This is a genomic window from Nonomuraea sp. K271 (genome assembly GCF_009908215.1).
GTDB classification, from domain to species: domain Bacteria; phylum Actinomycetota; class Actinomycetes; order Streptosporangiales; family Streptosporangiaceae; genus Nonomuraea; species Nonomuraea longispora.
This window is the reverse complement of the sequence record NZ_JAAAHR010000145.1, coordinates 1-25661: the sequence shown is the minus strand read 5'-3', so window position 1 is coordinate 25661 and position 25661 is coordinate 1. Positions and strand designations below refer to the sequence as shown.

At 71.0% G+C, this 25661-nt stretch carries 25 protein-coding genes; 11 read left to right on the top strand and 14 right to left on the bottom strand.

The genetic code is table 11. The annotated features are described in order from the left end of the window. Positions 1–86: 86 nt before the first annotated feature. The gene (locus GUY59_RS35610; RefSeq protein ID WP_138205261.1) at positions 87–1604 is read right to left on the bottom strand and encodes a PQQ-dependent sugar dehydrogenase; all 1518 of its coding nucleotides are present in this window, start codon (positions 1602–1604) and stop codon (positions 87–89) included. A 262-nt stretch (positions 1605–1866) separates the two neighbouring features. Beyond that, complete coding sequence (locus GUY59_RS35605; protein WP_138205259.1) at positions 1867–2610, bottom strand: SDR family oxidoreductase; 744 nt, start codon at positions 2608–2610, stop codon at positions 1867–1869. Between the two features lie 124 nt (positions 2611–2734). On the opposite strand from GUY59_RS35605, the gene GUY59_RS35600 reads away from it, so the two are divergent. Continuing rightward, a complete protein-coding gene (locus tag GUY59_RS35600) occupies positions 2735–3658 on the top strand; it encodes an RNA polymerase sigma-70 factor (protein ID WP_138205257.1) in 924 nt (307 codons plus the stop codon). Positions 3659–3697: 39 nt separating this feature from the next. Here the strand turns inward: GUY59_RS35600 and GUY59_RS35595 are convergent, their stop codons facing one another. The 4 genes from GUY59_RS35595 to GUY59_RS35580 form a co-directional block, all read right to left on the bottom strand. Continuing rightward, positions 3698–6481: a heparinase II/III family protein gene (locus tag GUY59_RS35595; protein WP_138205255.1), complete on the bottom strand. Its 2784-nt coding sequence runs from the start codon at positions 6479–6481 to the stop codon at positions 3698–3700. 89 nt (positions 6482–6570) lie between these two features. Continuing rightward, positions 6571–7380, bottom strand: a complete 810-nt coding sequence (locus GUY59_RS35590; RefSeq protein ID WP_138205253.1) for an SAM-dependent methyltransferase — start codon at positions 7378–7380, stop codon at positions 6571–6573. Positions 7381–7441: 61 nt separating this feature from the next. Then, positions 7442–7648: a hypothetical protein gene (locus GUY59_RS35585; protein WP_138205251.1), complete on the bottom strand. Its 207-nt coding sequence runs from the start codon at positions 7646–7648 to the stop codon at positions 7442–7444. A 48-nt stretch (positions 7649–7696) separates the two neighbouring features. After that, complete coding sequence (locus tag GUY59_RS35580; RefSeq protein WP_138205249.1) at positions 7697–8299, bottom strand: TetR/AcrR family transcriptional regulator; 603 nt, start codon at positions 8297–8299, stop codon at positions 7697–7699. A gap of 77 nt (positions 8300–8376) precedes the next feature. On the opposite strand from GUY59_RS35580, the gene GUY59_RS35575 reads away from it, so the two are divergent. Then, positions 8377–9954, top strand: a complete 1578-nt coding sequence (locus GUY59_RS35575) for an MFS transporter (RefSeq protein ID WP_138205247.1) — start codon at positions 8377–8379, stop codon at positions 9952–9954. A gap of 31 nt (positions 9955–9985) precedes the next feature. Beyond that, positions 9986–11167 (top strand): FAD-dependent monooxygenase, encoded by a 1182-nt coding sequence (locus tag GUY59_RS35570; RefSeq protein ID WP_138205245.1) that lies wholly within the window; start codon positions 9986–9988, stop codon positions 11165–11167. Between the two features lie 12 nt (positions 11168–11179). On the opposite strand, the gene GUY59_RS47835 is transcribed toward GUY59_RS35570, so the two are convergent. Continuing rightward, entirely contained in the window at positions 11180–11284 is a 105-nt protein-coding gene (locus tag GUY59_RS47835; RefSeq protein WP_171055531.1) for a DUF4387 family protein, read from the bottom strand. Further along, the gene (locus GUY59_RS47830) at positions 11281–11562 is read right to left on the bottom strand and encodes a hypothetical protein (protein ID WP_201761727.1); all 282 of its coding nucleotides are present in this window, start codon (positions 11560–11562) and stop codon (positions 11281–11283) included. The genes GUY59_RS47835 and GUY59_RS47830 overlap by 4 nt, the downstream gene beginning before the upstream one ends. Positions 11563–11761: 199 nt before the next feature. Here GUY59_RS47830 and GUY59_RS35560 point away from each other — a divergent pair, with 199 nt between their 5' ends. Then, on the top strand, positions 11762–12367 hold the full coding sequence (locus GUY59_RS35560; RefSeq protein WP_138205242.1) for a flavodoxin family protein: 606 nt from the start codon (positions 11762–11764) through the stop codon (positions 12365–12367). A 23-nt stretch (positions 12368–12390) separates the two neighbouring features. Here GUY59_RS35560 and GUY59_RS35555 read toward each other — a convergent pair whose 3' ends face one another. Further along, on the bottom strand, positions 12391–12633 hold the full coding sequence (locus GUY59_RS35555) for a DUF2188 domain-containing protein (RefSeq protein ID WP_138205239.1): 243 nt from the start codon (positions 12631–12633) through the stop codon (positions 12391–12393). A gap of 53 nt (positions 12634–12686) precedes the next feature. After that, positions 12687–13160: a hemerythrin domain-containing protein gene (locus tag GUY59_RS35550; protein ID WP_138205236.1), complete on the bottom strand. Its 474-nt coding sequence runs from the start codon at positions 13158–13160 to the stop codon at positions 12687–12689. Between the two features lie 183 nt (positions 13161–13343). Between GUY59_RS35550 and GUY59_RS35545 the strand changes: the two genes are divergently transcribed. Beyond that, entirely contained in the window at positions 13344–13922 is a 579-nt protein-coding gene (locus GUY59_RS35545; RefSeq protein ID WP_132331816.1) for an NADPH-dependent FMN reductase, read from the top strand. Positions 13923–13960: 38 nt separating this feature from the next. Here GUY59_RS35545 and GUY59_RS35540 read toward each other — a convergent pair whose 3' ends face one another. Continuing rightward, positions 13961–15385, bottom strand: coding sequence for an MFS transporter (locus GUY59_RS35540; protein WP_138205233.1), 1425 nt, complete (start codon positions 15383–15385; stop codon positions 13961–13963). A gap of 85 nt (positions 15386–15470) precedes the next feature. On the opposite strand from GUY59_RS35540, the gene GUY59_RS35535 reads away from it, so the two are divergent. Further along, positions 15471–16145: a TetR/AcrR family transcriptional regulator gene (locus GUY59_RS35535; RefSeq protein WP_138205230.1), complete on the top strand. Its 675-nt coding sequence runs from the start codon at positions 15471–15473 to the stop codon at positions 16143–16145. Positions 16146–16184: 39 nt separating this feature from the next. Here GUY59_RS35535 and GUY59_RS35530 read toward each other — a convergent pair whose 3' ends face one another. Then, positions 16185–19130, bottom strand: a complete 2946-nt coding sequence (locus GUY59_RS35530) for a BTAD domain-containing putative transcriptional regulator (protein ID WP_138205227.1) — start codon at positions 19128–19130, stop codon at positions 16185–16187. Between GUY59_RS35530 and GUY59_RS35525 the strand changes: the two genes are divergently transcribed. From GUY59_RS35525 to GUY59_RS50230, 5 genes are all read left to right on the top strand, one after another. Further along, positions 19020–19844: an SDR family oxidoreductase gene (locus GUY59_RS35525; RefSeq protein WP_138205225.1), complete on the top strand. Its 825-nt coding sequence runs from the start codon at positions 19020–19022 to the stop codon at positions 19842–19844. The genes GUY59_RS35530 and GUY59_RS35525 overlap by 111 nt on opposite strands. A 166-nt stretch (positions 19845–20010) precedes the next feature. Beyond that, complete coding sequence (locus tag GUY59_RS35520) at positions 20011–20757, top strand: alpha/beta fold hydrolase (RefSeq protein WP_138205222.1); 747 nt, start codon at positions 20011–20013, stop codon at positions 20755–20757. After that, on the top strand, positions 20754–22178 hold the full coding sequence (locus GUY59_RS35515; RefSeq protein WP_201761726.1) for a hypothetical protein: 1425 nt from the start codon (positions 20754–20756) through the stop codon (positions 22176–22178). Before GUY59_RS35520 ends, GUY59_RS35515 begins: the two co-directional genes overlap by 4 nt. 75 nt (positions 22179–22253) lie before the next feature. Then, on the top strand, positions 22254–23072 hold the full coding sequence (locus GUY59_RS35510; RefSeq protein WP_138205219.1) for an alpha/beta fold hydrolase: 819 nt from the start codon (positions 22254–22256) through the stop codon (positions 23070–23072). Positions 23073–23264: 192 nt separating this feature from the next. Then, a complete protein-coding gene (locus GUY59_RS50230; RefSeq protein WP_269128993.1) occupies positions 23265–23399 on the top strand; it encodes a hypothetical protein in 135 nt (44 codons plus the stop codon). Between the two features lie 52 nt (positions 23400–23451). Here the strand turns inward: GUY59_RS50230 and GUY59_RS35505 are convergent, their stop codons facing one another. After that, complete coding sequence (locus GUY59_RS35505) at positions 23452–24111, bottom strand: response regulator (protein WP_138205217.1); 660 nt, start codon at positions 24109–24111, stop codon at positions 23452–23454. After that, positions 24108–25262 (bottom strand): sensor histidine kinase, encoded by a 1155-nt coding sequence (locus GUY59_RS35500; protein WP_132331832.1) that lies wholly within the window; start codon positions 25260–25262, stop codon positions 24108–24110. Before GUY59_RS35500 ends, GUY59_RS35505 begins: the two co-directional genes overlap by 4 nt. Between the last annotated feature and the right edge of the window lie 399 nt (positions 25263–25661).

Below are 25661 nucleotides of genomic sequence, written 5' to 3'. Positions count from 1 at the left end.
CCTTGGGGGGACGTGGGGAGGCGCAGCGGGGCGGCGCCGGGCGCCGCGATCACACTATGTAGTTATACCATTGCACAGAGCTTCGGTCAGCGGTCGACGGCGCAGGTGTCCCTGTTGAGCGAGAACCTGCCCGGCAGAGACGTGTCGCCCGTGTGCTCGGCGAGATAGCCCAGCGTGACGCTGCCGCCGGGCGCGATGGAGCCGTTGTGGCCGGTGTTGACCGCGGTGACCACGTCGCCGCTCTGGGTGAGGTCGGTGTTCCAGTCGGAGACGATGCTCTGTCCGCGCGGAAGGGGGAACCGCAGCGTCCACCCGTTGATCGGCGTGGTGCCGGTGTTGGTGACGGTGAGGTCGACGGTCATGCCGCCGCCCCAGGTCCGCGTGGTGTGCCCGATCAGGCAGGTCGGCTCGGCGCGTTCGAACGAGACGCGGTGCAGGCCACCGGGAAGATCGTTGACGACGTACAGTTCGCCCTCCGGCGTGGCGCCGAACGCGGTGACCTGCGTCGGCGTCTGGCCGATCTCGGCCTGGAGATAGCCGCCCGCGCCGTCCTCGCGCAGCGCCCACACGGTGGAGGAGCAGTAGTCGGTGGCGATGTAGGTGCCGCCGACCAGGTCGGCGAACTCCTCGCCGTGGTAGACCTGCCCGCCGATGACCGCGCAGCCGCCGGTGTGCGGGGAGTAGGTGAAGACCGGCTCGGTGTACTCGGCGTCGGAGCGGCACTGGGTCTCGTCGAACACCTCCAGCCCTTCGTAGCAGGACCAGCCGAGGTTCGCGCCGGCCTGCCGTCCCGGCTTGACGTGGTTGATCTCCTCCCAGCGGCCCTGGCCGACGTCGGCGATCCACATCGAGCCGTCCGCGGGGTCGATGGAGAACCGCCACGGGTTGCGCCCGCCGTACATCCAGATCTCCTCGCGCGCGCCCTCGACGCCGGCGAACGGATTGTCCTGAGGTACGCAATAGGCCAGGTCGCCGCAGCTCCGGCTGACGTCGATGCGCACGATCTTGCCCAGCAGGGTGTCGAGGCGCTGCCCGGAGTCGAAGGGGTCGCCCGAGCCGCCGCCGTCGCCGATGCTCATGTACAGGTTGCCGTCGGTGCCGAAGGCGATCTGGCCGCCGTTGTGGTTGCTGTTCTCGGCGTGCTCCTGGGAGAGCAGGGGTTCGAGGCCGGCGTCGTCCAGCGCGTACCGCGCCAGGGTCACCGCGCCGTCCGGTAGCGCCGTGTAGGCGAGGTACAGGTCGTGGCTCTCGGCGAAGTCGGGCGCGAGGGCGATGCCGAGCAGCCCGCGTTCGTTGCCCGACTCGTCCACCGAAGCGGTGATGTCGATGATCGGGGTCGGGTCGAGACCGGTGTCCGGATGGTAGACCCGCACAGTCCCGCGTTTCTCGGTGATGAACAGTCGATCCGTCCCGTCGTCGGGTGCGGCGATGGCCGTGGGGCGGCGTAAACCGAAGGCGACCTGGGTGGTGACCGTGTTGATCTCCTCCAGCGGCACGTCGGAGGAGGCCGGGACGGACGCGACCGTCGCCGCGGCGACCGGTGGGGCGAGCAGCGGCAGGGTCAGGGCGAGCAGTGCGGGGGCGGCCCAGCGTTTTCCTGGCATGGCGGGACTCCAAGAGGCGAGGCGTCGTCGGATCGGACGGTATCGGCTCGCCCGCCGTCCCAACCAGGGCGGCGATCACGACGTACGCGCGGAGCCGCCACGCCAGGCCGTGGACGCTCTCTGACCTGCGGCGATGCGGACACGTTCCGGCGCCCCGCCACCGGCCGCATGAAACGTACATCGCCAGGCGTGTGGCGGCCGCCACGACGACACCGGCGACGCCCTCAGCCGATACGACGCCGGCCGATGACCGACGGGCGGCTCACCAGGCGATGGGGCCGAGGCGGTCGCTGAAGGTGCCGGTGGGGCCGTCGGGGCCGATCGTCGCGAGCCTGACGTACGAGTCGGTGCCCTCGGTGACCGTCAGCTTGCCCGTGTGGTGGTTCATGTCGGTGGCGGCGTAAGTGTGGTTGACGACCTCCCCGGGGGTGACGGCGTTGAACCTGATCTCCGGGAGCGCCTGGGCGTACCTGACGGTGATCATGTTGAGCGCGGCCTTCGACGAGCTGTAGGCGAGTTCGTGGATCTTCGAGGAGGGCTGCTCGGGATCGGTCACGACCGCGAAGGAGCCGACGGCGCTCGACACCATCACCACCCGCGGATGGTCCGCCGCCCGCAGCAGGGGGAGGAAAGCGTGCGTGACCCTGATCGGCCCGTACACGTTGGTGTCGTAGACGGAGTGGATCTCGTCGGCGGTCGCGTCCGCCGGCGCGACCGCCCTGCCCGACGCTCCGGCGTTGTTGATCAGTACGTCCAGCCGGTCGGTGTGCTCCCGGACGAGCCGTACGGCGCCGGCCACCGAGGCGTCGGAGGTCACGTCCAGCGGGACCATGACCACGTTCGTGCCCTCGCGGGAGAGCTCGGCGGCGGCCGCCAGGCCCCGGCCCTCGTCGCGTGAGCCGAGAAAGACCCGCCATCCTCGCTGCCCGAGCCGCCTGGCCGCTTCGAGACCGAGTCCCTTGTTGCCTCCGGTGACCAGCACCGAGGTCGTGTCCGCGTTCGTCATGCCCTCTGGGACGACGTGGCCCGCCCGGTTGTGACACGGGCGAATGCCATGATGCGATGTCACAGAACGACCGGCACTCTCGTCTCGTGTACGGAGACCGACGCCGAGCACGAACTGGACAGGCATGACGCGAGAGCAGGAATTCGAGGAGCTGCGACCGCTGCTGTTCTCGATCTCTTACCGGATCCTGGGCAGCGTGACGGAGGCGGAGGACGCCGTCCAGGAGACGTGGCTGCGCTACGCGACCGCCTCGGCGCAGCCGCGATCCCCCAAGGCCTTCCTGGCGGCGACGGTCACCAGGCTCTCGATCGACGTGCTGCGCTCCGCCCGGGTCCGCCGGGAGGAGTACATCGGGCCGTGGTTCCCCGAACCGCTGCTCGCCGACCCGTACGAGGACCCGGAACGTTCCGCGGAGCTGGCCGACTCGGTGTCGATGGCGGCGCTGCTCCTGCTGGAGCGGCTGACTCCGCTCGAACGTGCGGTCTTCGTGCTCAGGGACGTGTTCAGGTTCGAGTTCGCGGAGGTCGCCTCGGCGGTAGGGCGCTCGGAGGCGGCCTGCCGGCAGCTCGTGTCGCGGGCCCGCCGTCACATGCAGGAGGGTCAGCCCCGCTTCGACGCCGACCGCGGGAAGCGTGAGGAGCTCGCCGGACGGTTTCTCGACGCGCTCAAGGAAGGCGATGTCGACGGTCTGCGCGAGCTGCTCGCCGCCGACGTGCAGCTGGTCAACGACGGCGGGGGAAAGGTCGGCGGTCCGCGCCGCGTCTGCGGCGTGGAGAAGGTCATCAGGGTGCTGGCCGCCAACGTGCCGCTGTTCATCACCCGGACCGGTGCGGTGGTGGAGTCGCGCGAGGTGAACGGCCAGCCCGGCGCGATCCTGCGCGACCCCGACGGGAATATCCTCACCGCCTGGGGGCTCGACATCCTCGACGAACGCATCCAGACCATCCGTTCACTGGTCAACCCGGACAAGCTCCGGCACCTGGGCCCGGTCGCGGACGTCGGCGCGATCGTGCGCGAGGCGAAGCAGGACCGCCGGCGGCCGGTCTGAGGTCGCGTGCCGCGAAGAACGGCACGCGACCTCAGGTCGTCAGCGCGCCGCCGCCGCGTAAATGAGCGAGCCGGCCCGGTGGAAGGGCACCTGCGTGCCGTTGAGGACGACCTTGGCGGCGTCCGCCGTGGTGATCGCGATGGCCCGCGCCGGGTCGGTGCTCGCCTTCAGCCCGGCGCCGTCGATGCGTACGGTGCCGTCCTTGCCGATCGCCACGGCCAGGTCCTTGACCGGCGTCGGCGACGTGACCAGGGTCGCGCCGTCACGCTTGACCGACGTGCCGTCCACCAGCATGATCGACTGCCCGGTGGCGCCCGTCTCGGCGTAGAGCAGCTTGCCGTCGAACGTGTACGCCCCGAAGGAGCGGGACGCCCGGGTCGTCCATGACTTGTAATAGACCGCTTCGCCCCGCTCGCCGAGCTTCAGGCCCAGCGCGGTCGCCTGGTGCGCCGGGGTGGAGCCGACGGGGATGCGCTCCACCGTCACCGTGCGGTCCGCCGCACCCTTGGACGGCAGCAGGAGGGTGTCGAAGGTGGTCCGGCCCGCGGTCGTCTTGACGTAGGACGCGTACTTGGCGTTCTCCACCCGGTACATGGCCGGGGCGTAATACCCGTCGCGCAGCGAGGCGGACACCTTGCCCGGATCGGCGGGCACGACGGTGATGTTGGCGCCGTCGCCGAAGGCCGTCGTCGCCGCCTTCCGCCCCGACCCGAGCGAGAGGTTCGCGTCCGGGGTGAAGTGCCAGTTCTGCTCGTATCGGTGCGAGGCGTTGTCCGAGGGCTTCAACCGGTCGGAGACCAGCCACAGGCCCGAGGACAGCGACAGGACCGACCGTTCGTGCAGCGCCCCCTCGGAGGCTTCGGTGTGCGCGCCGACCAGGCTGAAGGACGAATTGGAGATCAGGCTGGTGATCGCCCCGGCGGCCGTCGACACCTGCGCCTGGTTGTCGATCTCGATCGTGTTGTGCGACTCCGTGCTCTTCCGCAGCCAGGTCGCGCGCGGGTCCGAGGCGTAGGTGAACGTCCCCATGTCGGGCAGCAGCGGCGTGCCGTAGGCGTAGGCGGTGATGGCCAGTTCGTCCGTGTGGCTGTGGTTGCCCCGGTCGGCGTTGATCCGCAGGTAGGAGTCCCCGGGGCTCCAGCCGGACCTGGCCACCGCCACGCGGGTGTCGGGATAGAGCGCCGAGGTGTGCGCGGGCTTCTTCCCGGAGGCGCCGGAGGTGCCGACATGGATCAGCTCCTCGTCGTCGACCAGCTCTCCCAGCCTTCTGAGGGTCGAGCGGACATCCCTCGGCTCGCTGTCGCCGTATACGGGGCCGTAGCCGTTGGGGTAGGTCTGGTCCATGAGGAAGCGGCCCAGCTTCCGGAGTCTGGCCCTGGCCGCTTCGCTGAAGGCGAGGCCGTGCTCGCTCATGAACAGGGCGAGGTCCACGTACTGGGAGGCGTAGGCGCGGGCGTATCCGTCCGTCGCCTCCCAGTAGCCACCGTCGGCGTACGTGGACTCGTCGAGCAGCCGCTCCAGGGAGGTGACCGCGTTGGCCTTCCACTGCGGAGCCCTGGAGAACTCGGGGAAGTACACGGCGGTGTGCAGCAGCGCGGCCTTCTGGGTCTGCCGCCAGTTGTGCGCGCCCTGTTCGCTCATCTCCAGGTGCGCGGCGGACCTGTTCAGCGCCTTGAGGATCTCGGTGTTGGCCTCGGGTGTCAGCGACGGGCTCGTGCGCAGGATCTCGTACGCCGCGATCCAGTTCTGCACGCGCCGCGCCACGGACAGGCTGTTCGGGTACGCCCCCGCCCCGTCGGCCACATAGGTGTCGGCGTCCTTGACGAAGTCGGTCATCAGGTCGATGAGCGTGCCGGCGTGCTTCTTGTCGCCGGTCTGCCGGTAGGCCTCGGCCAGAGGGCCGGCGAAGTAGAAGCGGGGCAGCTGGACCAGATATTCCTTGTCGGCGCCCGCCGGCTGCTTCCAGTCGAACCCTCCCGGGTCGCCCTGCCAGGAGTAGGTGTACTGCACGGTGTTGGACCAGGTGCGGGAGGCCTCGGTGAAGGTGTCGCCGTTGCCGTACAGCATGACGTCCTTCTTCGCGTCGGCCGAGCCGGTCAGCGAGAGCTCGGCCTTCTTCACCTCGGGCAGCCCGGCGAGGTCGAACTGCAGGTACGCCTTGCGCGTCTCCGCGCTGAAGGGGCCCTTGCCCTGGTCACTGACCTGCATCAGGTATTTGTCGCCGTACGCGGTGCCGGGGTGGCCGGCCCAGATGTAGGTGTCGTGCGACGGGCGTAGGGTCTTCTCCGACCCGTCGGCCAGCGTCAGGCGGAGCGTGGGGGTGCCTGAGCTCCTCTTGCTGGTGCCGAAGCGCGCGATGACCGGATCCTTGTACCGGCTCATCAGGAAGAACCCGGTCCTGCCTTCCTTGACGCTGGTCGTCACGTCGGCCCTGACCGTCGTCTCCTGCGGGCCGACCGTCAGCGTCGTGAGGTAGACCTCGCCGGTGTCCAGCGTCCAGATGTGGTCGGGCGTCAGCTCCAGGACCCCAGGCCAGGCGGAGTGCGAGAAGCGGCCCGCCGACATGGCGGGACGCTCGCGGAAGTGATCGAGCAGCTTCTGCTTGGCCAGGCCGTAGTCGCCGTCCTTGACCGCGCGCTGGACCTCGTCCAGCCCCTCGTCGTAGGCGACGCGCGGGGCCGTCACCCAGGCGCCGTTGCTCCACTTGCCGAAGAACTCGGCGTCCGACAGGGATGCGGCGGCGGCCTGGGGCCCAGGCACCAGCAGGGCAGCGGCCAGTGTGAGGGCGGCGAACGTCCTGAGTAAGGATCTGCGGAGAGACACGCCCGCGAGAGTAGGAGCCCCCGGTATATCCCGGGTATGTCGGCGATCCGAGCCCGGCCCTCACCTGGTCGGCACGGCAGGGGTGGTGCTCATGGCTTGCGGACGACACCGCACCACTGGTCGACCTCGACCGGCAGGCTGCCGTCCCACTCCGGCTCAGGACGCCACCGCGAGCACGAGACCCAGCCCGGCTCCACCATGTCGTAGCCGGTGAAGAACTGGGCGATCCGCTCGGGCGTGCGCAGCTTCAGCTTCGGCTGGGCGTCGATGTTCCACACGCGCACCGCCTCGGCCGTGGCCTCGCCGTTGACCGCCGTGGTGGTGTTGGCCACCGCCACGTAGCTTCCCGACGGCACCGCGGCCATCAGCTCGTCGATGATCCGCTGCAGCTCGTCGTCGTCGTTGACGAAGTGCATGATGCCCAGCAACATGATCGCCACCGGTTGGGTGAAGTCCAGCGTCTTGGCGGCTTCGCGCAGGATGAGGGAGGGGTCACGCGCGTCGGCGTCGATGTAGGAGGTGGCGCCCTCCTCCGAGCTGGTCAGCAGGGCGCGCGCGTGCACGAGCACCAGGGGGTCGTTGTCGACGTACACGACCCGCGACTCCGGCGCGATCTGCTGCGCCACCTCGTGCGTGTTGTCCTGGGTGGGCAGCCCGGTGCCGATGTCGAGGAACTGCCGGATGCCCGCCTCGGCGGTCAGGAAGCGTACGGCCCGCCCCAGGAACAACCGGTCGGCTCGCGCGAGCTCGACCACCACCGGGAAGATCTCCTTGACCCGGTCGCCGACCTCCCGGTCGACGGGGAAATGGTCCTTGCCGCCCAGCCAGTAGTTCCAGATCCGTGCCGTGTGAGGCACATGCGGCTTGAGTTTCTGTTCGCTCAGGCTCTCGTCAGCCATGACCCAATCCTCTAAGTGGCTCGAAAATGCCGGTGTCCAGTCTAGGCGGACTTATCGATCTCTATCCCGTATGCGCGCCCGGGAGCGATCTCAGAATGTCGACGATCTCCTCGGGAGCGCGGCGCGAAGTGCGGACGTTCACGGTGCGCACGTCGAAGGTGTTGCCGGGCGTGAGCCGGTCCGCCTCGGCGATCCACCGGTCCTGCAGTTCCGGGGGAAGAAAGCGGTTCTGGGCGGAGTGGATGCAGGTGCGCGGCGTCCTGATCACACCGAGCGATAGTACATATGTCTCATATGTACGTCTTGTACAAACGTCTCAGCCAGCTCGGTCGGAGGCGGGCTCCCGCTGCCCGGCGGAGGCGATGGTGCGCACCGCGAGGGCGAGGTCCTCGCCGGAGGGGACGCCGCCCGGGTCGGTCATCCACTGCACGATCAGGCCGTTCATCAGCAGGTAGTAGAGGGTGGCGACGGCGCGCGCCGGCGCGTTGCCGACGTCGTGCTCGGACTGCCGGTAGCGGTGGGTGAACTCGTCGATGGCGTCGGCCTGGGCCTGGGCGAACGTCTCCCGCAGCTCCGGCACGTGCGCGAGCTGGCCGAGGTTCTCCAGGGCGGCGACGATGACCTGCCGGTGTTGCGGCAACGAGTCGATCATGTGGGTCCACGTCGCCTCGAACCGTTCGGCCGCGTCCTTCCCGGAGGCGGCGGCGCGCAGCGCGCGACCGAACTCCTCGCCCAGCCCTTCCCCGGTCGCGTCGTAGAGCGCCGCGTTGAGCAGCTGTTCCTTCGAGCCGAAGTGATAGCCGATGGCGGCCAGGCTGGTCCCCGCCGCGGTCGCGATGTCGCGAGCCGTGGTGCGCGCGTAGCCCTTCTCGAGCAGACAGCGCTTGGCTCCGGCGAGCAAGTCTTCACGGTTACCCATACCCGCGGACCCTATCAAACGAAAGTCTCAGACAATGTCTTGCACATATGTCTTAGACGTCCATATGGTGGCGAGGTATGAGACAGCTCAACACGACAGCAACAGGCAGAGAACGGGCCGGGCTGGCCGTCCTCCTCCTCGTGTGCACGCTGGCCGGCGTGGACCTGGGAGCCAACCTCCTAGCCGTGAACGAGCTCACCCGGCAGCTCGACATGAGCGCCACTCAGAAGTTGTGGGTTCAGGACGTCTACACGTTCGTCATGGCGGGCCTCCTGGTCGCGATGGGTGGTCTGGGCGACAGGATCGGCCGCCGCCGGCTGCTGATGCTGGGCGCCGCGGGCTTCGCCACGGCCTCATTCGTCGCGGCGTTCGCCACGTCCGCCGCACTGCTCATCGCCGCCCGCGCGGCACTCGGCGTGGCGGGGGCGACGCTGATGCCCTCCACGCTCGGGCTCATTCGTGGCATGTTCCACGTGCCCGAACAGCGCAGGGCCGCCATCGCCGCGACCGTGGCGGGCGTCACCGTCGGCTCCGCCGTGGGTCCGCTCATCGGCGGCGTGCTGCTGGCCGTCACGGCCCGGCCGACGTCGGTCTACCTGATCAGCGTTCCCGGCATGCTCGCCCTGCTCGTCCTCGGCCGGTTCCTGCTGCCGGAGGTCCGCAACCCCGAAGCGCCGCCGTTCGACCTCGTCAGCGCCGCACTCTCGGTGGGCGCCGTGTTCCCGGTGGTGTACGGCCTCAAGACCATGACCGGATCGGGCGTCGGCCCGCTGCCCATCGCCGCCGTGCTCGCCGGCGGAGCGTTCGCGTCCGCGTTCGTGACCAGGCAACTGTCGCTCCAGAGGCCCCTCATCGACCTGTGGTTGCTGCGGCACCCCACCTTCGGCGCCGGGATCGTGCTCAACCTGCTCGTCATGTTCGTCCTGATGGGCTTCTCGCCTCTGCTGATGGAGTACCTCCAGGCGGGAGCGGGCCTCGACCCGGCGGTGGCCGGGCTGGTCCAACTCGCCTCGCCGGTGGTGATGGTGCTCGCCATCACGGGCGCCACGCTGCTCGCCAAGCGCGGCGTGCGTACGGGCACCCTCATGATCGGGGGCTTCGCCGTGGCCACCCTCGGCATGCTGGCACTCACCCAGGTCACGGCCGGCACCGGAGCGCTGCTCGTCATGGTGGGCGCGAGCCTGCTCGCCGCCGGCGCCGGAGTGGCGACCGCGCTGGTCGCCGACACGATGGTCGCCACCGCGCCCCAGGAGAAGGCGGCGGCCGCCGGCGCGCTGTCGGAGACGGGCAAGGAGCTCGGCTCCGCGCTCGGCATGGCCGTGCTGGGCTCCATCGGGGCCGCCGTCTACAGCGCGCGGGTGGGCGACGCGGCTCCCGACGCCGTACCCGCGGCCGCGCTCGACGCCGCCCGCGAGACCATCGGCGCCGCGCTGGCCGCGGCCGCCGAACTCCCCGGCGGTGCGGGCGCCGCGCTGGCGGAGGTCGCGCGGCAGGCGTCCGCGCAGGCCATCAACGTCGTCGGGGTGGCCGGCGCGGTGACCCTGATCGCCGGAGTGATCATCGCCGCCGTCTCCATGCGCCGCACTCCGCGGCACGCCGTATCCGCGACGACCAAGCCGCAGACCGGCCGTCTTTCCCCCTCCGGCCGCCGCTGAACGACGACGTCCGACAGAAAGTGAGACGACAATGCGCAACCAGACCATCCTCATCTCCGGCGGCGGCATCGCCGGTCCGGCGCTGGCCTTCTGGCTACGGCGTCTCGGGTTCGCCCCGACCGTCGTGGAACGGGCGGGAGGCCCCCGGGACGGAGGCCAGGCGGTCGACTTCCGCGGTGCCGCCCTCGAAGTGACCCGGCGCATGGGCCTCTACGACGCCATCCACCGGGCGCGCACAGCGATGGGCGCGGTCAGCTACGTCGACGGCCTGGGCAGGCACCGGGCCACGCTGCCCGCCGAGATCATGAGCGGTGAAGTGGAGATCCTCCGCGGCGACCTCGTGCACATCCTGCACAACGCCACCAGGAACGACACCGAGTACCTCTTCGGCGACTCCATCGCCGCGATGGACACCGGCGACGACGGCGTCGCGGTGAGCTTCGCCTCGGGCGCGACCCGTACCTTCGACCTCGTCGTGGGCGCGGACGGGCTGCACTCGAACGTGCGCGCACTGACCTTCGGCGACGAGTCGCAGTTCAGCCGCTACCTGGGCTACCACCTGTCGATCTTCACCGTGCCCAACTTCCTCGGCCTCGAATACACCGGGCACTTCTACAACGTGCCGGGCAAGCTCGCGGGGATGTACAGCGCGCGGGACAACACCGAGGCCCGCGCCCTGTTCTACTTCGCCTCGCCGCCGCTCGGCTACGACCACCGCGACGACGAGCAGCAGAAGAAGATCCTGGAGCAGAGGTTCGCCGGGGAGTCATGGGAGGTGACCCGGCTGCTGAAGGAGATGTGGAACGCCCCCGACTTCTACTTCGACTCCACCACGCAGATCCGGCTGCCCTCCTACTCGCGCGGCCGCGTCGCCCTGCTCGGCGACGCGGGATACTGCGCGTCCACCCTGTCGGGCGGCGGCAGCTGCCTGGCCGTGGTCGGTGCGTACGTGCTGGCCGGCGAGCTGGCACGCGCCCGCGGTGACCACGAGACGGCCTTCGCCCGCTACGAGTCGCGGATGCGCGGCTACGTCGACGCCAACATGAAGCTGGCCGAGGGCGCGGGCAACTGGCTCGTCCCGCCGTCCGGCACCTGGATCCGGATGCGCAACCTCAACTACCGGCTGCTGCCGTACATGCCGTGGAAGGGCCTCATCACCAAGACGGCGAGCCAGGCCGCGAACGCCATCGAGCTGGAGGACTACGGACCCTGACCCGCCGGAGACTCACGCGGGCACGAGCGCCGCGAAAGGGACGTGGTGCTGGCCCGCGTGGATGTCCCGGTCGCGCAGGCTGCCCTGGGGGACGGGCCGGGGGAACGAGATCTTCACGACGTCCAGTGCGGGGATGCGAAAATCAGGATGTCGGCCGGGTCTAGGCCGTACAGCCGCGCGATGACCTCCTCGTTGATCAAGCCCTCGTCGGCGACGGTCGCGTAGCCTTCGGTGTGGGTCGCGTCGGTCGCCACCAGCGTGCCCGCGGGCTCGCGCATCCGGAACGGGTCGACGGTCTCGTACAACATGTGGGCCGCCACCGAGGTCGGCGTGCACGCGGCGGACGGGTCCAGCGGCTCGAGGGTGAAGCCGCCCTGGTCGATCGTGGCGAGCACGCCGCCCGTGCGCGGGTTGGCGGTGCACCGAACGCCGGGTCCTGCGCCTGGAGAAGATCGCCGAGGACGACCGCTTCGGGCTGGACCGCTACGCCACCCACCGCGCCCTGGTGCGCGCACTCAGGCCGCGCCGTTTACTTCCCTGATCGCGGGTATGGGCAGGAGCCCGTACGAGTCGATCAGCCGCGGAGGTCACCGCATGCGAGCCGTCGTCGTCAACTGCACTCTGAAGCCGGCCCCTGAACCGTCGAACACGGGCGCGCTGGCCGACGTCGTCGCCGGCGAGCTGCGGGAGCGCGGCGTCGGCACCGAGACGTACCGGGCGGTCGACGAGAACATCCTGCCCGGGGTGGAGACGGACATGGGAGAGGGCGACGGGTGGCCGAGGATCCACCGGAGCCTGCTCGACTCCGAGATCCTCATCGTCGCCACCCCCACGTGGGTGGGACACCCGTCGTCGGTGGCCCAGCGGGTGATCGAACGGATGGACGCCATGTTGTCGGAGACGGGCGACGACGGGCGCCCGGTGGCCTACAGCCGCGTCGCCGGAGTCGTCGTCACCGGGAACGAGGACGGCGCACACCACGTGATCAGCGAGATCGCCGGCGCGCTGATCGACATCGGCTACACGATCCCCGGCCAGTCCTGGACCTACTGGCATCTCGGCCCTGGTCCCGGGCCCAACTATCTGGACTCCGAGCAGGGCCGCGAGTGGTCGCACAAGACCGCCCGCGCCATGGCGTCCAACTTGTACGCCGTCGCCCAGGCACTCGCCGCCAGGCCGGTGCCGCCCCCGCCGAGCTAGCCCGCGCGTCGCCGTACGTCGGGTCAGCCCCTGGGCGGGACGGGGTCGTTGCCGGGGGCGATCGTGCGCTGGTCGCGTACCTGGCCGTCGACGCCGTGGATGCGCAGCTCGCCGCCGCCGTCCCGTTGCAGGAGTTCGCCGGCCCGCTGCACGGCCTCCGCCTGCGTGCTCGCGGTGTACAACGCTCGCCGGCCGCCCGGCCTGGTGACCGCCCAGCTGCCGTCGGGGCGCGGGACGACGTCTCTGGAGTTCGCCTGGCCTGCCATGGGACACCTTTCCGAAATCAGGGGAATCGGGGGAATGGGGGTTACGCCTGCCTCTATGCCTTGGCGCTCTTGACCGCCAGCGGTTCGCCCGGAGCCTCGGACTTGGCGGCGGCCATGCGCTCGCCCAGCTCCTGCAGCTCCTTGCGGCCCATCGCCGCGCGGACCTGCGGGAACCAGTCCTTCTCCTCTTCCTCGACGTGGTGGCGGACGTTCTCGATCAGCACCGTCACCTTGGCCGTGAAGCGTTCGTCCGCGGGGTCGAGGTCCTTCAGCTCCGACAACATCCACACCACCAGGTGGTGCTCCTCGATGCTCTCCAGCACGTGGTCGCCGGTCTCCGGCACCTTGGCGCGGGCCGCCGGGTAGAAGATCTCCTCTTCGATGTACGCGTGAGTGACCAGCTCCTTGGTGATCCTGTCCACGAGCCGCCTCTTCTCGACGTGGGCGCGTTCGCCGGCCTGCTCGAAACGCTTGAACAGCGCCTCGACCGTCTTGTGGTCCTCCTTGAGCAGCACGATGGCGTCCATGTCTCCTCTTCCGCCTTCCGCCGGGGCACAGGGGCCTGCCGCCTTCCCCGCACGCCGGCGACGAAACGGCGGGCGAGGTCGTACAGCTGATGGGGAAATTGCGGAGCGAAACGCTCCGGGATAGTGTGCGCTCTGTCGGAGCGATCCGCTCCGATATCTCAGGACGGAAGGGAATGACGACTCATGATCAATGTCGCGATCATCATCGGCAGCACGCGTCCCGGGCGTAATGGGGAGGCGGTGGCCCGCTGGATCCACGATCTCGCCGCGCGACGTGACGACGCCCGGTTCGAGCTCGTGGACCTCAAGGACTTCGGCCTGCCGCACCTGGACGAGGCGCTTCCGCCCGCGATGGGCCACCGCGACCTTCCCCACACCAGGAAGTGGGCCGGCAAGGTCGCGTCCTTCGATGCGTACGTGTTCGTCACGCCCGAGTACAACCACTCGATCTCCGGCGCGCTGAAGAACGCCATCGACTTCCTCTATGGCGAGTGGCACAACAAGGCGGCGGGATTCGTCGGTTACGGGAGCGTGGGCGGCACGCGGGCGGTGGAACACCTGCGCCTGATCATGGGTGAGTTGAAGGTGGCCTGCGTGGGCTCTCAGGTCGCGCTGTTCCTGGGCAGCGACTTCGAGAACTTCAGCACGTTCAAGCCGGCGGCTCACCGGGTGCACGCCGCCACAGAGATGCTCGACGAGGTCGTCGCCTGGGGCGGCGCCATGAAAGGGTTGCGCGAGGGCGCGACGCCGGCGCGGACCTGACCCGCGGCACGTCCGGGTTGCTGCGCCCTTGCGGGCGGTCATCTCGTGCGGTCGAGCGGCTGATCGATCTCGTCGCGCGGGAGGCGGGCGACCGTGACGGCCAGTACGGCGGCCACCATGGGAACGATGCCCGCAACCAGGAAGATCCATTGATTTCCCCAGGTGGCCGCCGCCGGCCCGGCCAGGGCCATCGACAGGGGAGCCATGCTCAGTGAGACGAAGAAGTCGAGGCTGGAGACCCGGCCGAGCATGGCGGGCGGCACCCGGCGCTGCAGGAGCGTCCCCCAGATGACCATCGCGCCGGAGGTCAGGGCACCGTGGACGAAAAGCGCGGCCATCATGATCCACAGCCGGTCGGTCGACCCGAGAGCGAGGAGCGGAAGGCAGCCCGCGGCCCAGGCCAGCAGCATGACCGACAGGTAGCGGCGGGGAAGGGGAAGCGCGGACATCGTGAGCGAGCCGACCACCCCGCCGATACCTCTGCAGGCGAGGGCGAGAGCGAACTCCCGCGGCCCGCCCATTCCCTGGTCGCGGACGACGAACGGCAGCAGGACCTGGACCGGCCCGTTGGTGACCAGGACGAACGTGACGGCGAACGCGAGCGTCGCGATCAGCCAAGGAGTCGAGTGAAGGTAGGCGAACCCGGCGCCGAGGTCGCCCACCGCCGACCGGACGTGGCCACCCACGCGCGAGATGCGGGAGCGCGTCACAGGCCGGGGTTCGGGCGTCGCGCGCGTCTCGGGTCCGGGTTCGGGGCTCGTGTGCGGCTCGTGTCCGGGGGTCGCGCGCGTCTCCGGTCCACGTACGCCCGTCGAGGTCGGCTCGAAACGGCGTATGCCGATCGCGCACGCCGCGGCGAGGAGATGCGCGCCGGCGACTCCCGCCAGGGCCGTGCTCGGCGCGAAGAGGCTGATCAGCGCGCTGGCGGCGGCGGGCCCGAGCACGTGCATCAGCGTCGGTCTCAACATGCTCTCGATCCCGTTGGCCGCGAGCAGATCGTCCTCGGCGACCGCGGTGGGAACGAGCGCCGAGTAGGCGGGATAGAAGAATCCGTCCGCGATCCCGAGGACCGCGGCGACAGCGACGAGTTGTGCCGGGGTGAGCAGGCCCATCGTGCCGGTGACCGTGGCCGAGCCGACAGCCACCGCCTTGGCGAGCTGGCTGATCAGGATGATGCGCCGCCGAGACGCTCGGTCGGCGACGACACCTCCCAGCAGGGCCGTACCGACGAGCCCGATGCCGCTCGCGGCGGCGATCAGGGAGAGCTCGGACGGGCCCGCCCCTATGGCGATCACCTGCCACGCCACCGTGACCGCCCACATGCCGCTGCCGGCCAGGCTCAGGGCGAGCGACGCCGACAGGAGGCGGTAGTGACCCGTGCGGTACGGCCGGAAGGGCCGGGGCAGGCGGCTGCGCCGGGGTGCGGGCTCGCTGTCCCCGATGTCGGATGTGCTGGTGGCCATGGGGCTCCTTCAGTTGCGGAGTGATTCGCTCCGCATAAACCATAGACGCGGAGCAAAACACTCCGCAAACGGGTAGACTGCCGGCATGACACGTTCGCGTTCATGGCGCAGCGAGGAGGTCGCCAGGAACGACCGGGCGTTGCTGAGGGCGGCCCGCGAGGTGCTGGCGGTGGACGGCGCGCACGCGTCGGTGGCGGCGATCGCGGCTCGGGCCGGCGTCGGAGTGGGCTCGCTCTACCGGCGCTACCGTACGAAACAGGAGCTGTTCCAGCGGTTGTGCCTGATCGCCCTGCGGGAATACCTCGACGCGGCGAACGAGGGCCTTGCCATGGACGACACCTGGCAGGGCCTGATGCACTACGCGATGGCGTCCATCCGGTCGGGCCCGGGCTCGCTGGCGCCGGCGGCCGGCACCTTCGACGTCACCGACGAGATGACCGAGCTGGCGCAGCGGGGTGATCGCGCGGTGGCCGAGCTCGTCGAACGCGCGCACAGGGCAGGGGTGCTCCGCGCCGGGGTGACCGCGGTCGACCTCGAACTGCTCATCGAACAACTGTCGAAGTCCCCCTTGCAGGAGCAGCTGCAGCGCCAAGGCCGGACCGAGCTGTACGACGCCGCCCTGAACGCGCGAGAGCGCATCATCACCATCGCGCTCGACGGCCTACGCGCCGGGCCGGCGGGTGCTCTGCCGGGCCAGGCCCCTGGTTACGAGCTGTTCACCATGAGATGGGCGCCGCCGGAGGGCGAAGCTGCCGAGTGACGGCGACGTCACCCATCGAGGCATACCGGCCGTACGACATCAGGGCCCGAGCGTGCCAAGCGCTGTCCGCAGGACTGCGGTGATGCGGTCGACGTCGCCGCGTTCGGCGGGTGGGAGCGGTGCGCCCACACTCTCGCGCAATCGGAAGGCCTCGTTCAGCAGGCGGGCCGCCTCCTCGTGGCGGCCCGCCAGGCTGTGCGCTCCGGCCAGTCCCTCGTAGGCGAGGGCGACCGCCCGCGGATCGCCGGTGGCGGAGGCGGCCGCAAGGCCCTGCTCGTGCAGCTCCAGCGCCGCGGGGGCGTCGCCGCGCTGCTCGGCGACGAAGCCCAGCTCGGCCAGGATGAGCGCCGCGCCGTTCTCCGCGTCGAACTCCCGGTTCCAGTCCAGCCAGGCGCGCAGGCGCTTCTCCGCCTCGTCGAGCCGCCCCTGACGGCGGGCGGCGAGGGCGAGGCCCACCTCCGCGAACTCCTGGGCGCGCCGGTCGGCGTGCGTCACGGCCAGCCGCCGGCCGCGTTCGTGCAGCTTGTCGGCGCGTGCGAAGTCGCTGGACAGCAACGCGATCCGGCCCAGCTCCGACCAGCGCACGGACACCTCACCCCACAGGTCGAGGCTCTCTGCGAGAGCCAGGCCCTCGCGGTGCCGGACCTCCGCTGCGTGGTAGTCACCCACGATCTCGGCGAGCCTGCCGAGCACGCCGATGGCCTGGAGGCGTCCCCACTGGTCGCGGGCCTCCGTGAACAGCGCCAGCCCCTCCTCGGCGTCGAGCCGCGAGCCGGCGATGTCCCCGCGCACGTAACGGTGCAGGCCCCGCACCGTTAGCGATGCCGCGATGCCCCAGCGATCTTTCTTGTCCCGGAAGTCGTCAAGGGCACGCCGGTTCAGCTCCTCGGCTGCCTCCAGGGAACCGAACAGCGTCTCCGCGTACCCCAGGAACCACCTGGCCCGTCCCGACGCCTCGACGGGGGGACGGCCCCGCCATGGCTCTCCGGTGAGCAGCGTCATCCCGGCCAGCCAGGCGCCATCGTCATCCGTCTCGAGCGCGAGAGCCAGCGAGCGCCTGGCCTCGGCGAATCGGCCGCGCAGCAACCAGTACCAGGCCATCCTCCGCACCAGACGTCTGGTGAGGTGCTCGTCGGCGGTGTCGAGCGCGGCGCGCAGGTTGGCCGCCTCGGCGTCAAGACGGCGCAGCCACCGCTGCTGGTCGCCGCCGCGCAGGTGCGCGTCGGCCCGTTCGGCCAAGGAGACGTAGTAGCGGGCGTGCGCCTGGCGCAGGGCTTCGTGCTCGTCCTCCGGCAGCTTCTCCAGGCAGTACGCGGCGACGGATTCCAGCAGCCGGTAACGGGGCGGGTCGTCGCCGGTCACGACCAGGAGCGACCGGTTCACGAGACTGGCCAGCAAGTCCACGACCTCGGCGGGCTTCACGCCGCGGCCGGAGCAGAGCGCCTCGGCGGCCTCCAGCGCGCAGCCGTCCCGGTGGATCGCCAGGCGGCCCAGCACGGCCCGCTCGGCGCCGGTCAGCAGGTTCCAGCTCCAGTCGATCACAGCCTTGAGCGTCCGCTGGCGGGCCGGGGCGTCGCGGCGGCCGCCGACCAGCAGTCCGAACCGGTCGTCGAGCCGGTGGGCCAGCTCCGTCGTGCCCAGCACGCGCACTCGGGTGGACGCCAGCTCCAGGGCGAGCGGGATGCCGTCCATGCGACGGCAGATCGTGGCCACAGCCTCGGCGTTCTCCGCCGACACGGCGAAGCCCGGTGAGGCGGCGGCCGCCCGTGCCACGAACAACCGGACCGCGCTCGACTGTGCGACCTCCTGCGGGCCGGCTCCCGCTTCCGGCACGTCGAGGGGCGGAACAGGCCACTGCCGCTCCCCTGCGATGCCCAGCGGCTCGCGGCTGGTGGCGAGGACGCGTACGCCTGGCGCGCGGCGCAGCAGCAGTCCGGCCAAACCCGCCACCGCGTCGATGACGTGCTCGCAGTTGTCCAGGACGAGCAGGAGCCGCCGCCCCCGCAGCGCCTCGGCCAGCCGGTGGGAGACGCCGGACGGCGACGGCTCGTCCCGGAGCCCGAGCACGAAGGCCACCGCCTCCGAGATCCTTTCCCCATGTGGCCGCTCCCCGCCGAGTTCCACGAGCCACACCCCGTCGGGAAAGGCTTCGGCCTGCGCGTGCCCCACCTCCAGCGCGAGCCGCGTCTTGCCGACTCCGCCCGGTCCTGTCAGGGTGACCAGGCGTTCTTCGTTCAGCAGGCCCCGTACGTCCGCGGCGGCCCGTGACCGTCCGATCAGGTCGGTCAGCGGCTCGGGGAGGTTGCCTTGGGGCGGCCGGCCGGTGAATTCCTGGCGCAGGATCTGTTGCTGCAGTTCGATCAGCCCGGGGCCCGGCTCCAGGCCCAGATCCTCGTTGAGGACGCGGCGCGCGTCCTGGAAGACGTCAAGCGCGGCGCTCGCGCGTCCCGCGCCGTATAGGGCGCGCATGTGGGCGGCGCGCAGTCGCTCGCGCAGCGGGTGGCCGCGCGTCAGCTCGGCGAGTTCGCTCACCAGCGGGCCATGATCGCCCAGCTCGAGGCGCGCCTCGGCGTAGTCCTCCCAGGCCAGCAGACGCTGTTCTTCCAGCCGCGCAGCAGCCGCCCGCGCGAACGGTTCGTCGGCGAATCCGTCGAACGCCTGCCCCCGCCAGAGCCCGAGCGCTTCGGAGAACATCTCAGCCTGTTCGCGTGGGTCACCGGCGGCGCGGGCACGGTCGGCCAGCGCGACGAAACGCACCGCGTCGACCGTCTCGTCCTCTGCGTTCAGCAGGTAGCCAGGCGGACGGCGCAGCACGGCCTCCGCGCCGAGCACAGCGCGCAGCCGGGACACGAGGGTCTGCACAGCGCGCACGGGATGGGCCGGAGGCCGGTCCCACAGTTCGTCGGCCAACCGGTCGGCCGAGACCACCCGCCCCGGGTTCGCCAGCAACGCCGCCAGCAGGGCGCGGACCTTGGCCTCGGGCACGGCATGGGACGGGCGATCGTCGAGGCGCTGCTCGACGAGGGTGCGGAAGTCCTGTTGACCGGCAGGAACGAGCAGACCCTCGAAGAGGCCCGGACCGCGTTGAAGGGCAGGGCCGCACACGTCGTCCGATCGGATGCGGCGAGTGTGGCCGACGTCGCGGCGCTCGCCGAGCAGGCCCGCGACGTGCTCGGCCGCCTCGATCACCTCTTCGTCAACCATGGCTTCGCCTCCTTCGCCACGCTGGACGAGGTGACGGAAGAGGCGTGGGACCGGCACTTCGACATCAACGCGAAGGGCGCGTTCTTCACCGTCCAGGCGCTCGCCCCGCTGCTGGCCGACGGCGGGTCGATCGTGTTCACCACGGTCGCCAACGACGTGGTGTTCCCCGGCATCAGCGCCTATTCGGCGTCCAAGGAGGCGACGCGGGCGTTCGCACACGTCCTGGCCGTCGAGCTGCTGCCGCGCAAGATCCGGGTCAACAGCGTCGCACCCGGATACATCAAGACGCCGACGATGGGCGTGGCGGGCCTGACCGAGGAGCAGCGCCGGGAGTTCGAGCGGCAGGGCGACAGCTCCACGCCGCTCAAGCGGATCGGCACGGTCGAGGAGGTCGCGAGGGCGGCCCTGTTCCTTGCGGCGGACGCGACTTTCACGACCAATGTCGAGCTCGCCGTGGACGGCGGCTTCGCGCAGGGACTGGGAACGGAGGAATGAACGTCATCGACAGCCCGGAGCCTCGGTGACCGAGCACGTCCGGCGCTACATCGCCACCGACGGAGCTTGCCGCCTTTGCCGCCCGCCGGCGATGAAACGGCGGGCGGCGTTGTTCAGGTGATCGGCCGGCGGGTAGGGGGAGCGGCCTCAGGAGAGGAGGCCAGGGGTGTCGCTTCAGCGGCAGGACCACGTGGTGGGTGATCTGAAGGTCGCCGGCCACCGCAGGCGCGGGCCGGGGCAGGCGGTCGTCTGCGTGCACGGCGCCGGCGTGTCCAGCAGGGAACTGCTGCCGCTCGTCGACGTGCTCGGCGAACGATATGACGCCTGGGCGATCGACCTGCCCGGGTTCGGGGCGAGCGGCAAACCGGACCGGCCACTGGTGCTGCCGGCGCTGGCCGACGTGGTGGCCGCCTGGGTGGAGCGCACGGGCCTGGAACGCCCGTGCCTCCTCGGCGTCTCGTACGGCTGCCAGGTGGTCGTGGACGTGGCCGTGCGCCATCCCGAGGCGGCCGCCGCCCTCGTGCTGGCCGGGCCGACCGTGGACCCGCGCGGACGATCGCCGTGGCGGCTGGCCGCTCAGTGGCTGCGCAACGCGCCGGGGGAGAGCCCGCGCATGATGCCCCTGAACGTCGCCGACTACCGTGACGCCGGGCCGCGCACCGTGCTCGCGGCCTTCGGGGAGTCGATCCGCGACCGGGTCGAGGACAAGCTGCCGCTCGTCGCCGTGCCCGCCCTGGTCATCAGGGGCGGCAAGGACCGGATGGTGCCGCAGGCGTGGGCCGAGGAGGTGACCAGGCTGCTGCCGTACGGGCGCCTTGAGGTCATGGACGGGCTGCCGCACATGACGGTGTATCGCGACCCCCGGCGCGTCGCCGCCGCGGTCGCCGGGTTCCTGTCGGAGGTGGCGGTGTGAAACCGGGAAGAGTGGTCGCGTCGTTCGACTCGGCGACCGGCATGTTGCGGGCGCTGTCGCGGTTCCTGCACGGCCGTGACGTGCCGCTCATCGGCCAGGGCCCGCCCGCCGCGGAGCCGTGGGCGGCGGCGCTGTTGGGCGCGGCCAACAGACTGCCGCGCGGGGTGAAGGAGCGGGCGTACGCCGCGAGCGGGTGGGCGGAGGCCGTACCGCTGCGCCGGGTGGGCGGCATCCGCTCCGGCGAGCTGGCGCGGTGGGTCACCGGGCACTATCCGCGCCGGCGCAGCGACGTCGCGTTCGTCGGATCGGCGAACGGCGCCATGATGCACCTGTGCGCGGCCCTGGGCGCGCCCTGGCTGCCGCAGACGCTGCTGATCCCGGTACGCCGCCACGGCGTGCACCCGGACGAACCGCGCGCCGACCTGCTCCGCACCCAGGAGGCCGGCCAGGCCCTCGTCTCCGCGAACCCGGACCTCGTCCTGCACCAGATGCACGACGCCAACCAGGACCGCCTGATGATCGCGGGCATGTCGTACTTCCGGGTCAAGTGGCGCCGCCTGCCCGCGGCCTACCGCGAGCACCTGGAGCAGACCCTGGCGTCCGGCGCGACGCTGGTGGTAGCCGACTGCGAGCTGCGCTGGCCGGTGACCCGGGTCGGCCCCCGGCACGTCTTCCAGCATGGGGCGCCCGGCGGCGCCACCCCGGACGAGTACCGGCATGGCGGTCCCCGCGTGGCCGGATACCTGCGCCGTTACGGCTCGCCGCACCGCAGGTGGGACTACCCGGAGGCGGATGGGGAGAGCCCGGAGGCGGAGTGGGGGTTCGAGCCCGAGCTGCTGGCCGACCTGCGGGAGCTGGCCGCGCGCAACGGCTGGCGCCTGGCCCGCATGAGCTTCGCCGAGCCCGAACGGCTCAGCCCGGTGGTGGCCGACCTGTACCGGGAGTGGTACCGGCGGCGCGGCCTGCCGGCCGACCGGCTGCTGGCCGAGTGTTTCCTGCTGCTCGAACCGTGGTGGACGCTGCGCAGCGGGTCGGTGCCGTACTGGATGGTCTTCAACTCCGAGCCGTCGCGCGCGAGCCTGGACGCCTACCTCGACGCGGCCGGCCCGTTCGAGGAGATCAGGCTGCTGCTGTTCTCCCACGGCGTGGAGTCCGTCGGGCTGGCCACGATCGGGCAGTGGCGGGAGACGCTGGCCCGCGCGACCAAGCTCGGCGTGTTCACCGGTGTGGACACGCGCGCCTACCCGCGCGACTTCGCCGGCCTCGTCCGCGCGCACCAGGAGCTCGCCCGGATCAGGGCCACCGTCCCCATGCCGCTGCCGATGCGCTGGGAGACGGCGGAGAAGTTCCTCACCGACCGCGACGAGCTCCGCTGGGACATCGAGGAGCCCACGGCCGCGGACGGTTCACCGGGGCGCTGACGGCACGGGTCAGAGCGTTCGCGACCAGGACACCGGCCGGCTGCGAGGCCGGGACGGTGACTAGGGTGGGTGGGCATGGAGCTGACCGAGCGTTTCGACTGGCAGGGACGGCGGATCGCCTGGGGGAGGGCGGGATCCGGCCCCGCCGTGGTGTTCTGCCACGGCACCCCGTTCTCGTCGCTGGTGTGGCGGCCCTTCGCCGAGGCGTTGAGCCGTGACTTCACCGTTCACCTGTGGGACATGCCGGGCTACGGCCGGTCGTCGAAACACGCGGGGCATCCGGTCGACTTCGGCGTGCAGGCCGAGGCGTTCGCGGCCCTGCTCGCGCACTGGGGGCTCGACCGGCCTCACGTGATCGCGCACGACTTCGGCGGAGCGGTCTCGCTCCGCGCTCATCTGCACGGCGGCGTTCCCTACGCCTCGCTCATGCTCGTCGACGTGGTGACCATCCCGCCCGCCGGTTCGCCGTTCTTCACGTACGTCGGGGAGAACCCCGACCTGCTCGGCCGGTTGCCGGCCTACATCCACGAGGCGATCCTGCGCGCCTACATCCAGGGCGCCAGCCACCGCGGCCTGCGCGACGCCGACCTCGACCAGCTCGTCCGACCCTGGACCGGGGACGACGGCCAGCCCGCGTTCTACCGGCAGATCGCCGGCTACGACGAGCGTTTCCTCGAGGAGAACGAGCGCGAGCTGGGCCGCATCGACATCCCCGTACGCGTCCTGTGGGGCGCCCAGGACACCTGGCTGTCCAGCGACATCGGCCACCGGCTGCAGAAACTGATCCCGGGCGCCGACCTGGCGCTGATCGACGGCGCCGGCCACCTGGTGCAGTACGACGCGCCCATCCCGCTGATGGACCAGATCCGCACCTGGCTGCCCCCGCGTTCCTGACCTCCCGGGGGATCGTCCACAGGACTCGGATGGTGCCGCGCCCTTCGCGGTCCGGGGTGTGCTGTCCGAGCCGGTCGTCGCCGTTCCCGTCGTGGTCCTCGCCCGGAACTGCCCGATGTCCGAGGCGACCTGCCGGGTCTGCGACCGGGCACGCCAGGCTGTCGCTGACCTTCTGCCGGGCTCCGGACTGCGGTGACCCGCGCACGGTGGCCGGCCACCCGGGTCACCGACGATCTGGCATGGAGCATGGCCCCGTCCGGCCCTCCGGTACTCGTCGCGGTCGATGGGCTCCACCTGGACGTCATCACCGTGCTCAACGCCGGGTGAGGCCGGCGTCCCCACGCTCACGTCCGGCGTGCGGTTCCGTCCCAGGACGGGCTCAGGTCACCAGGCCCCTGCGATAGGCGTAGACCACCGCCTGCACGCGGTCGCGCAGGTCGAGCTTGGTGAGGATGCGTGACACGTACGTTTTGACGGTCTCCTGACTGATCACCAGGGACGCGGCGATCTCGCTGTTGGACAGGCCGTCGGCGATGAGGCGCAGGACCTCCAGCTCGCGCGGGGTCAGCGCGGGTTCTTCCGGTGTGCTCTCGGCGGGGCGGATCCGGGCCGCGTACCTGCCGACGAGCTGCCGGGTCACCTCGGGGGCCAGCAGCGCGGCGCCCGAGGCGACGGTGCGGATGCCGTGCAGCAACTGCTGGGGCGGGGCGTCCTTGAGCAGGAAGCCGCTCGCCCCGGCGCGCAGTGCTTCGTACACGTACTCGTCGAGGTTGAACGTCGTCACCACGAGCACCTTGACGGGCTGCGAGACCCCGGCTCCGGCCAGCTGGCGGGTCGCCTCGATGCCGTCGAGCACCGGCATGCGCACGTCCATCACGACGATGTCCGGGTTCACCTGGCGGGTGAGCTCGATCGCGGCGCGGCCGTCCCCGCATTCGCCGACCACCTCAAGGTCGGGCTGCGCGTCGATGATGGTCGAGAACCCGGTGCGGATGAGCGGCTGGTCGTCGCAGACCAGGACCCGGACGGGCGCGTTCACGACGGTCCTCCGGCGGGGACTCGGGCGCGTACGAGGAAGCCGCCGTCGGGGCGCGGGCCCGCGTCGAACTCGCCGCCCAGGGCGTCGACCCGGTCGCGGAGCCCGGCCAGGCCCCGCCCGCTGCCGCCGGGTGAGCGGGTCCGCGATCCGGAACCGTCGGTGCTGATCTCCACGCTGATCTCCTTGTGGGCATGGCGTACGCGCACTTCGGTGCGGCTGCCGTGGGCGTACTTGAGGGCGTTGGTCAGAGCTTCCTGTACGACCCGGTAGGCCACGAACTCGGCGCTGCCCGCCGACTCCGGCGGTGTGCCCTCTTCGTCGAACTCGACCGGCTGCCCGGCCTGGCGGGTCTGCTCGACAAGGCCGTGCAGGTCGCCGGCGGAGGGAGTGCGGCCGTCGGTGTCGTGGTCGGGGTTGAGCAGGTCGAGCAGGTGCCGCAGGTCGGTGATGGCCCGCCGGCCGGTGTCGGTGACGGCGCTCAGGGTCGCGTCGAGGCGCTCGGGTGCGGCGGTCAGGTAGCGCGCGGCCTCGGCTTGCACGACCATCGCCGTCACATGGTGGGTGACGACGTCGTGCAGTTCGCGGGCGATGCGGGTGCGTTCGGCGGCGCGGGTGGCGGCGGCGACGTGGCGGCGGCGTTCGGCCTCGGCGGCGCGGGCGGAACGCAGCCAGGCTCCGATGCACCAGGCGAGGACCAGCACCACGTAGAGCAGCACGATGTCCGCGAGCGGCTCGCCCGAGCCGAGCCGGTCGAGCGCGACCATGAGCGGTACGAAGGCGACGGTCAGGAGGACCGCGGTGGCGCGGCGGTGGCGCTCCAGATGGGCGCCGACGCTGACGAGCGCGATCGGCAGGGCGGTGCCCGCCATCGCGTGGACGCCGAGGAGCTGGTCGAGGGAGAAGCCGAGCGACACCAGGACGATGCAGACGCCCGGCCACCGGCGGCGCACGGTGAGCGGGAGGCACTCCAGCGCGACCACGAGGACGGCCAGCACGTCGTAGTCGCGGGTCGGCAGGATTCCGATCTGGGTTCCGTGGCCCTGGAACTCTGGCAGGAGCGAGCCGACGAGCAGCAGCAGCGCTAACGGAGCATCCCGGAGTGTGACGTCGCAGCGCCGCCACAGCTCCGCGATCCGCCGGAGATGGATCATCGGGGCAGCCTAGCGCTCGTGGCGGCCCTGTCGCTGCGCCGGATGGGGACCGGACAGCCGTGGAACGCGGCCACGAGCCGCTCCAACACTCGCATGACGACTCCTTCACGAGCTTCCGCGACCGGAGCGCCGCGGTTACCAGGAGAACGTTAGGGATCGCACGGCCGGAAATCGTCCCCGCTCGGTGGACATTCAGGGGTAGCTCGTACGGGGGACAGGCGGCGGGCCGGGCGGATCACGCCGGGGTTGTCCCCCGTACGAGCTACAGGCGAATGTCCACCGTGCGGGGACGCAGAGGGACCCCTCCGATCCGTAGCGTTACCGACGTAGCCGCGGCGCTCGGAGCCGCTCCCCCTACTCGCTCTCCTCGGAGGACCTCATGCTCGGCAAGTTCAAGGC

Excerpts from the sequence above, each read along its gene's own strand:
- GUY59_RS35610 (WP_138205261.1), bottom strand. The coding sequence starts at position 1,604 with ATGCCAGGAAAACGCTGGGCCGCCCCCGCACTGCTCGCCCTGACCCTG.
- GUY59_RS35605 (WP_138205259.1), bottom strand. The coding sequence starts at position 2,610 with ATGACGAACGCGGACACGACCTCGGTGCTGGTCACCGGAGGCAACAAG.
- GUY59_RS35600 (WP_138205257.1), top strand. The coding sequence starts at position 2,735 with ATGACGCGAGAGCAGGAATTCGAGGAGCTGCGACCGCTGCTGTTCTCG.
- GUY59_RS35590 (WP_138205253.1), bottom strand. The coding sequence starts at position 7,380 with ATGGCTGACGAGAGCCTGAGCGAACAGAAACTCAAGCCGCATGTGCCT.
- GUY59_RS35580 (WP_138205249.1), bottom strand. The coding sequence starts at position 8,299 with ATGGGTAACCGTGAAGACTTGCTCGCCGGAGCCAAGCGCTGTCTGCTC.
- GUY59_RS35575 (WP_138205247.1), top strand. The coding sequence starts at position 8,377 with ATGAGACAGCTCAACACGACAGCAACAGGCAGAGAACGGGCCGGGCTG.
- GUY59_RS35570 (WP_138205245.1), top strand. The coding sequence starts at position 9,986 with ATGCGCAACCAGACCATCCTCATCTCCGGCGGCGGCATCGCCGGTCCG.
- GUY59_RS35560 (WP_138205242.1), top strand. The coding sequence starts at position 11,762 with ATGCGAGCCGTCGTCGTCAACTGCACTCTGAAGCCGGCCCCTGAACCG.
- GUY59_RS35555 (WP_138205239.1), bottom strand. The coding sequence starts at position 12,633 with ATGGCAGGCCAGGCGAACTCCAGAGACGTCGTCCCGCGCCCCGACGGC.
- GUY59_RS35550 (WP_138205236.1), bottom strand. The coding sequence starts at position 13,160 with ATGGACGCCATCGTGCTGCTCAAGGAGGACCACAAGACGGTCGAGGCG.
- GUY59_RS35545 (WP_132331816.1), top strand. The coding sequence starts at position 13,344 with ATGATCAATGTCGCGATCATCATCGGCAGCACGCGTCCCGGGCGTAAT.
- GUY59_RS35540 (WP_138205233.1), bottom strand. The coding sequence starts at position 15,385 with ATGGCCACCAGCACATCCGACATCGGGGACAGCGAGCCCGCACCCCGG.
- GUY59_RS35535 (WP_138205230.1), top strand. The coding sequence starts at position 15,471 with ATGACACGTTCGCGTTCATGGCGCAGCGAGGAGGTCGCCAGGAACGAC.
- GUY59_RS35525 (WP_138205225.1), top strand. The coding sequence starts at position 19,020 with ATGGGCCGGAGGCCGGTCCCACAGTTCGTCGGCCAACCGGTCGGCCGA.
- GUY59_RS35510 (WP_138205219.1), top strand. The coding sequence starts at position 22,254 with ATGGAGCTGACCGAGCGTTTCGACTGGCAGGGACGGCGGATCGCCTGG.
- GUY59_RS35500 (WP_132331832.1), bottom strand. The coding sequence starts at position 25,262 with ATGATCCATCTCCGGCGGATCGCGGAGCTGTGGCGGCGCTGCGACGTC.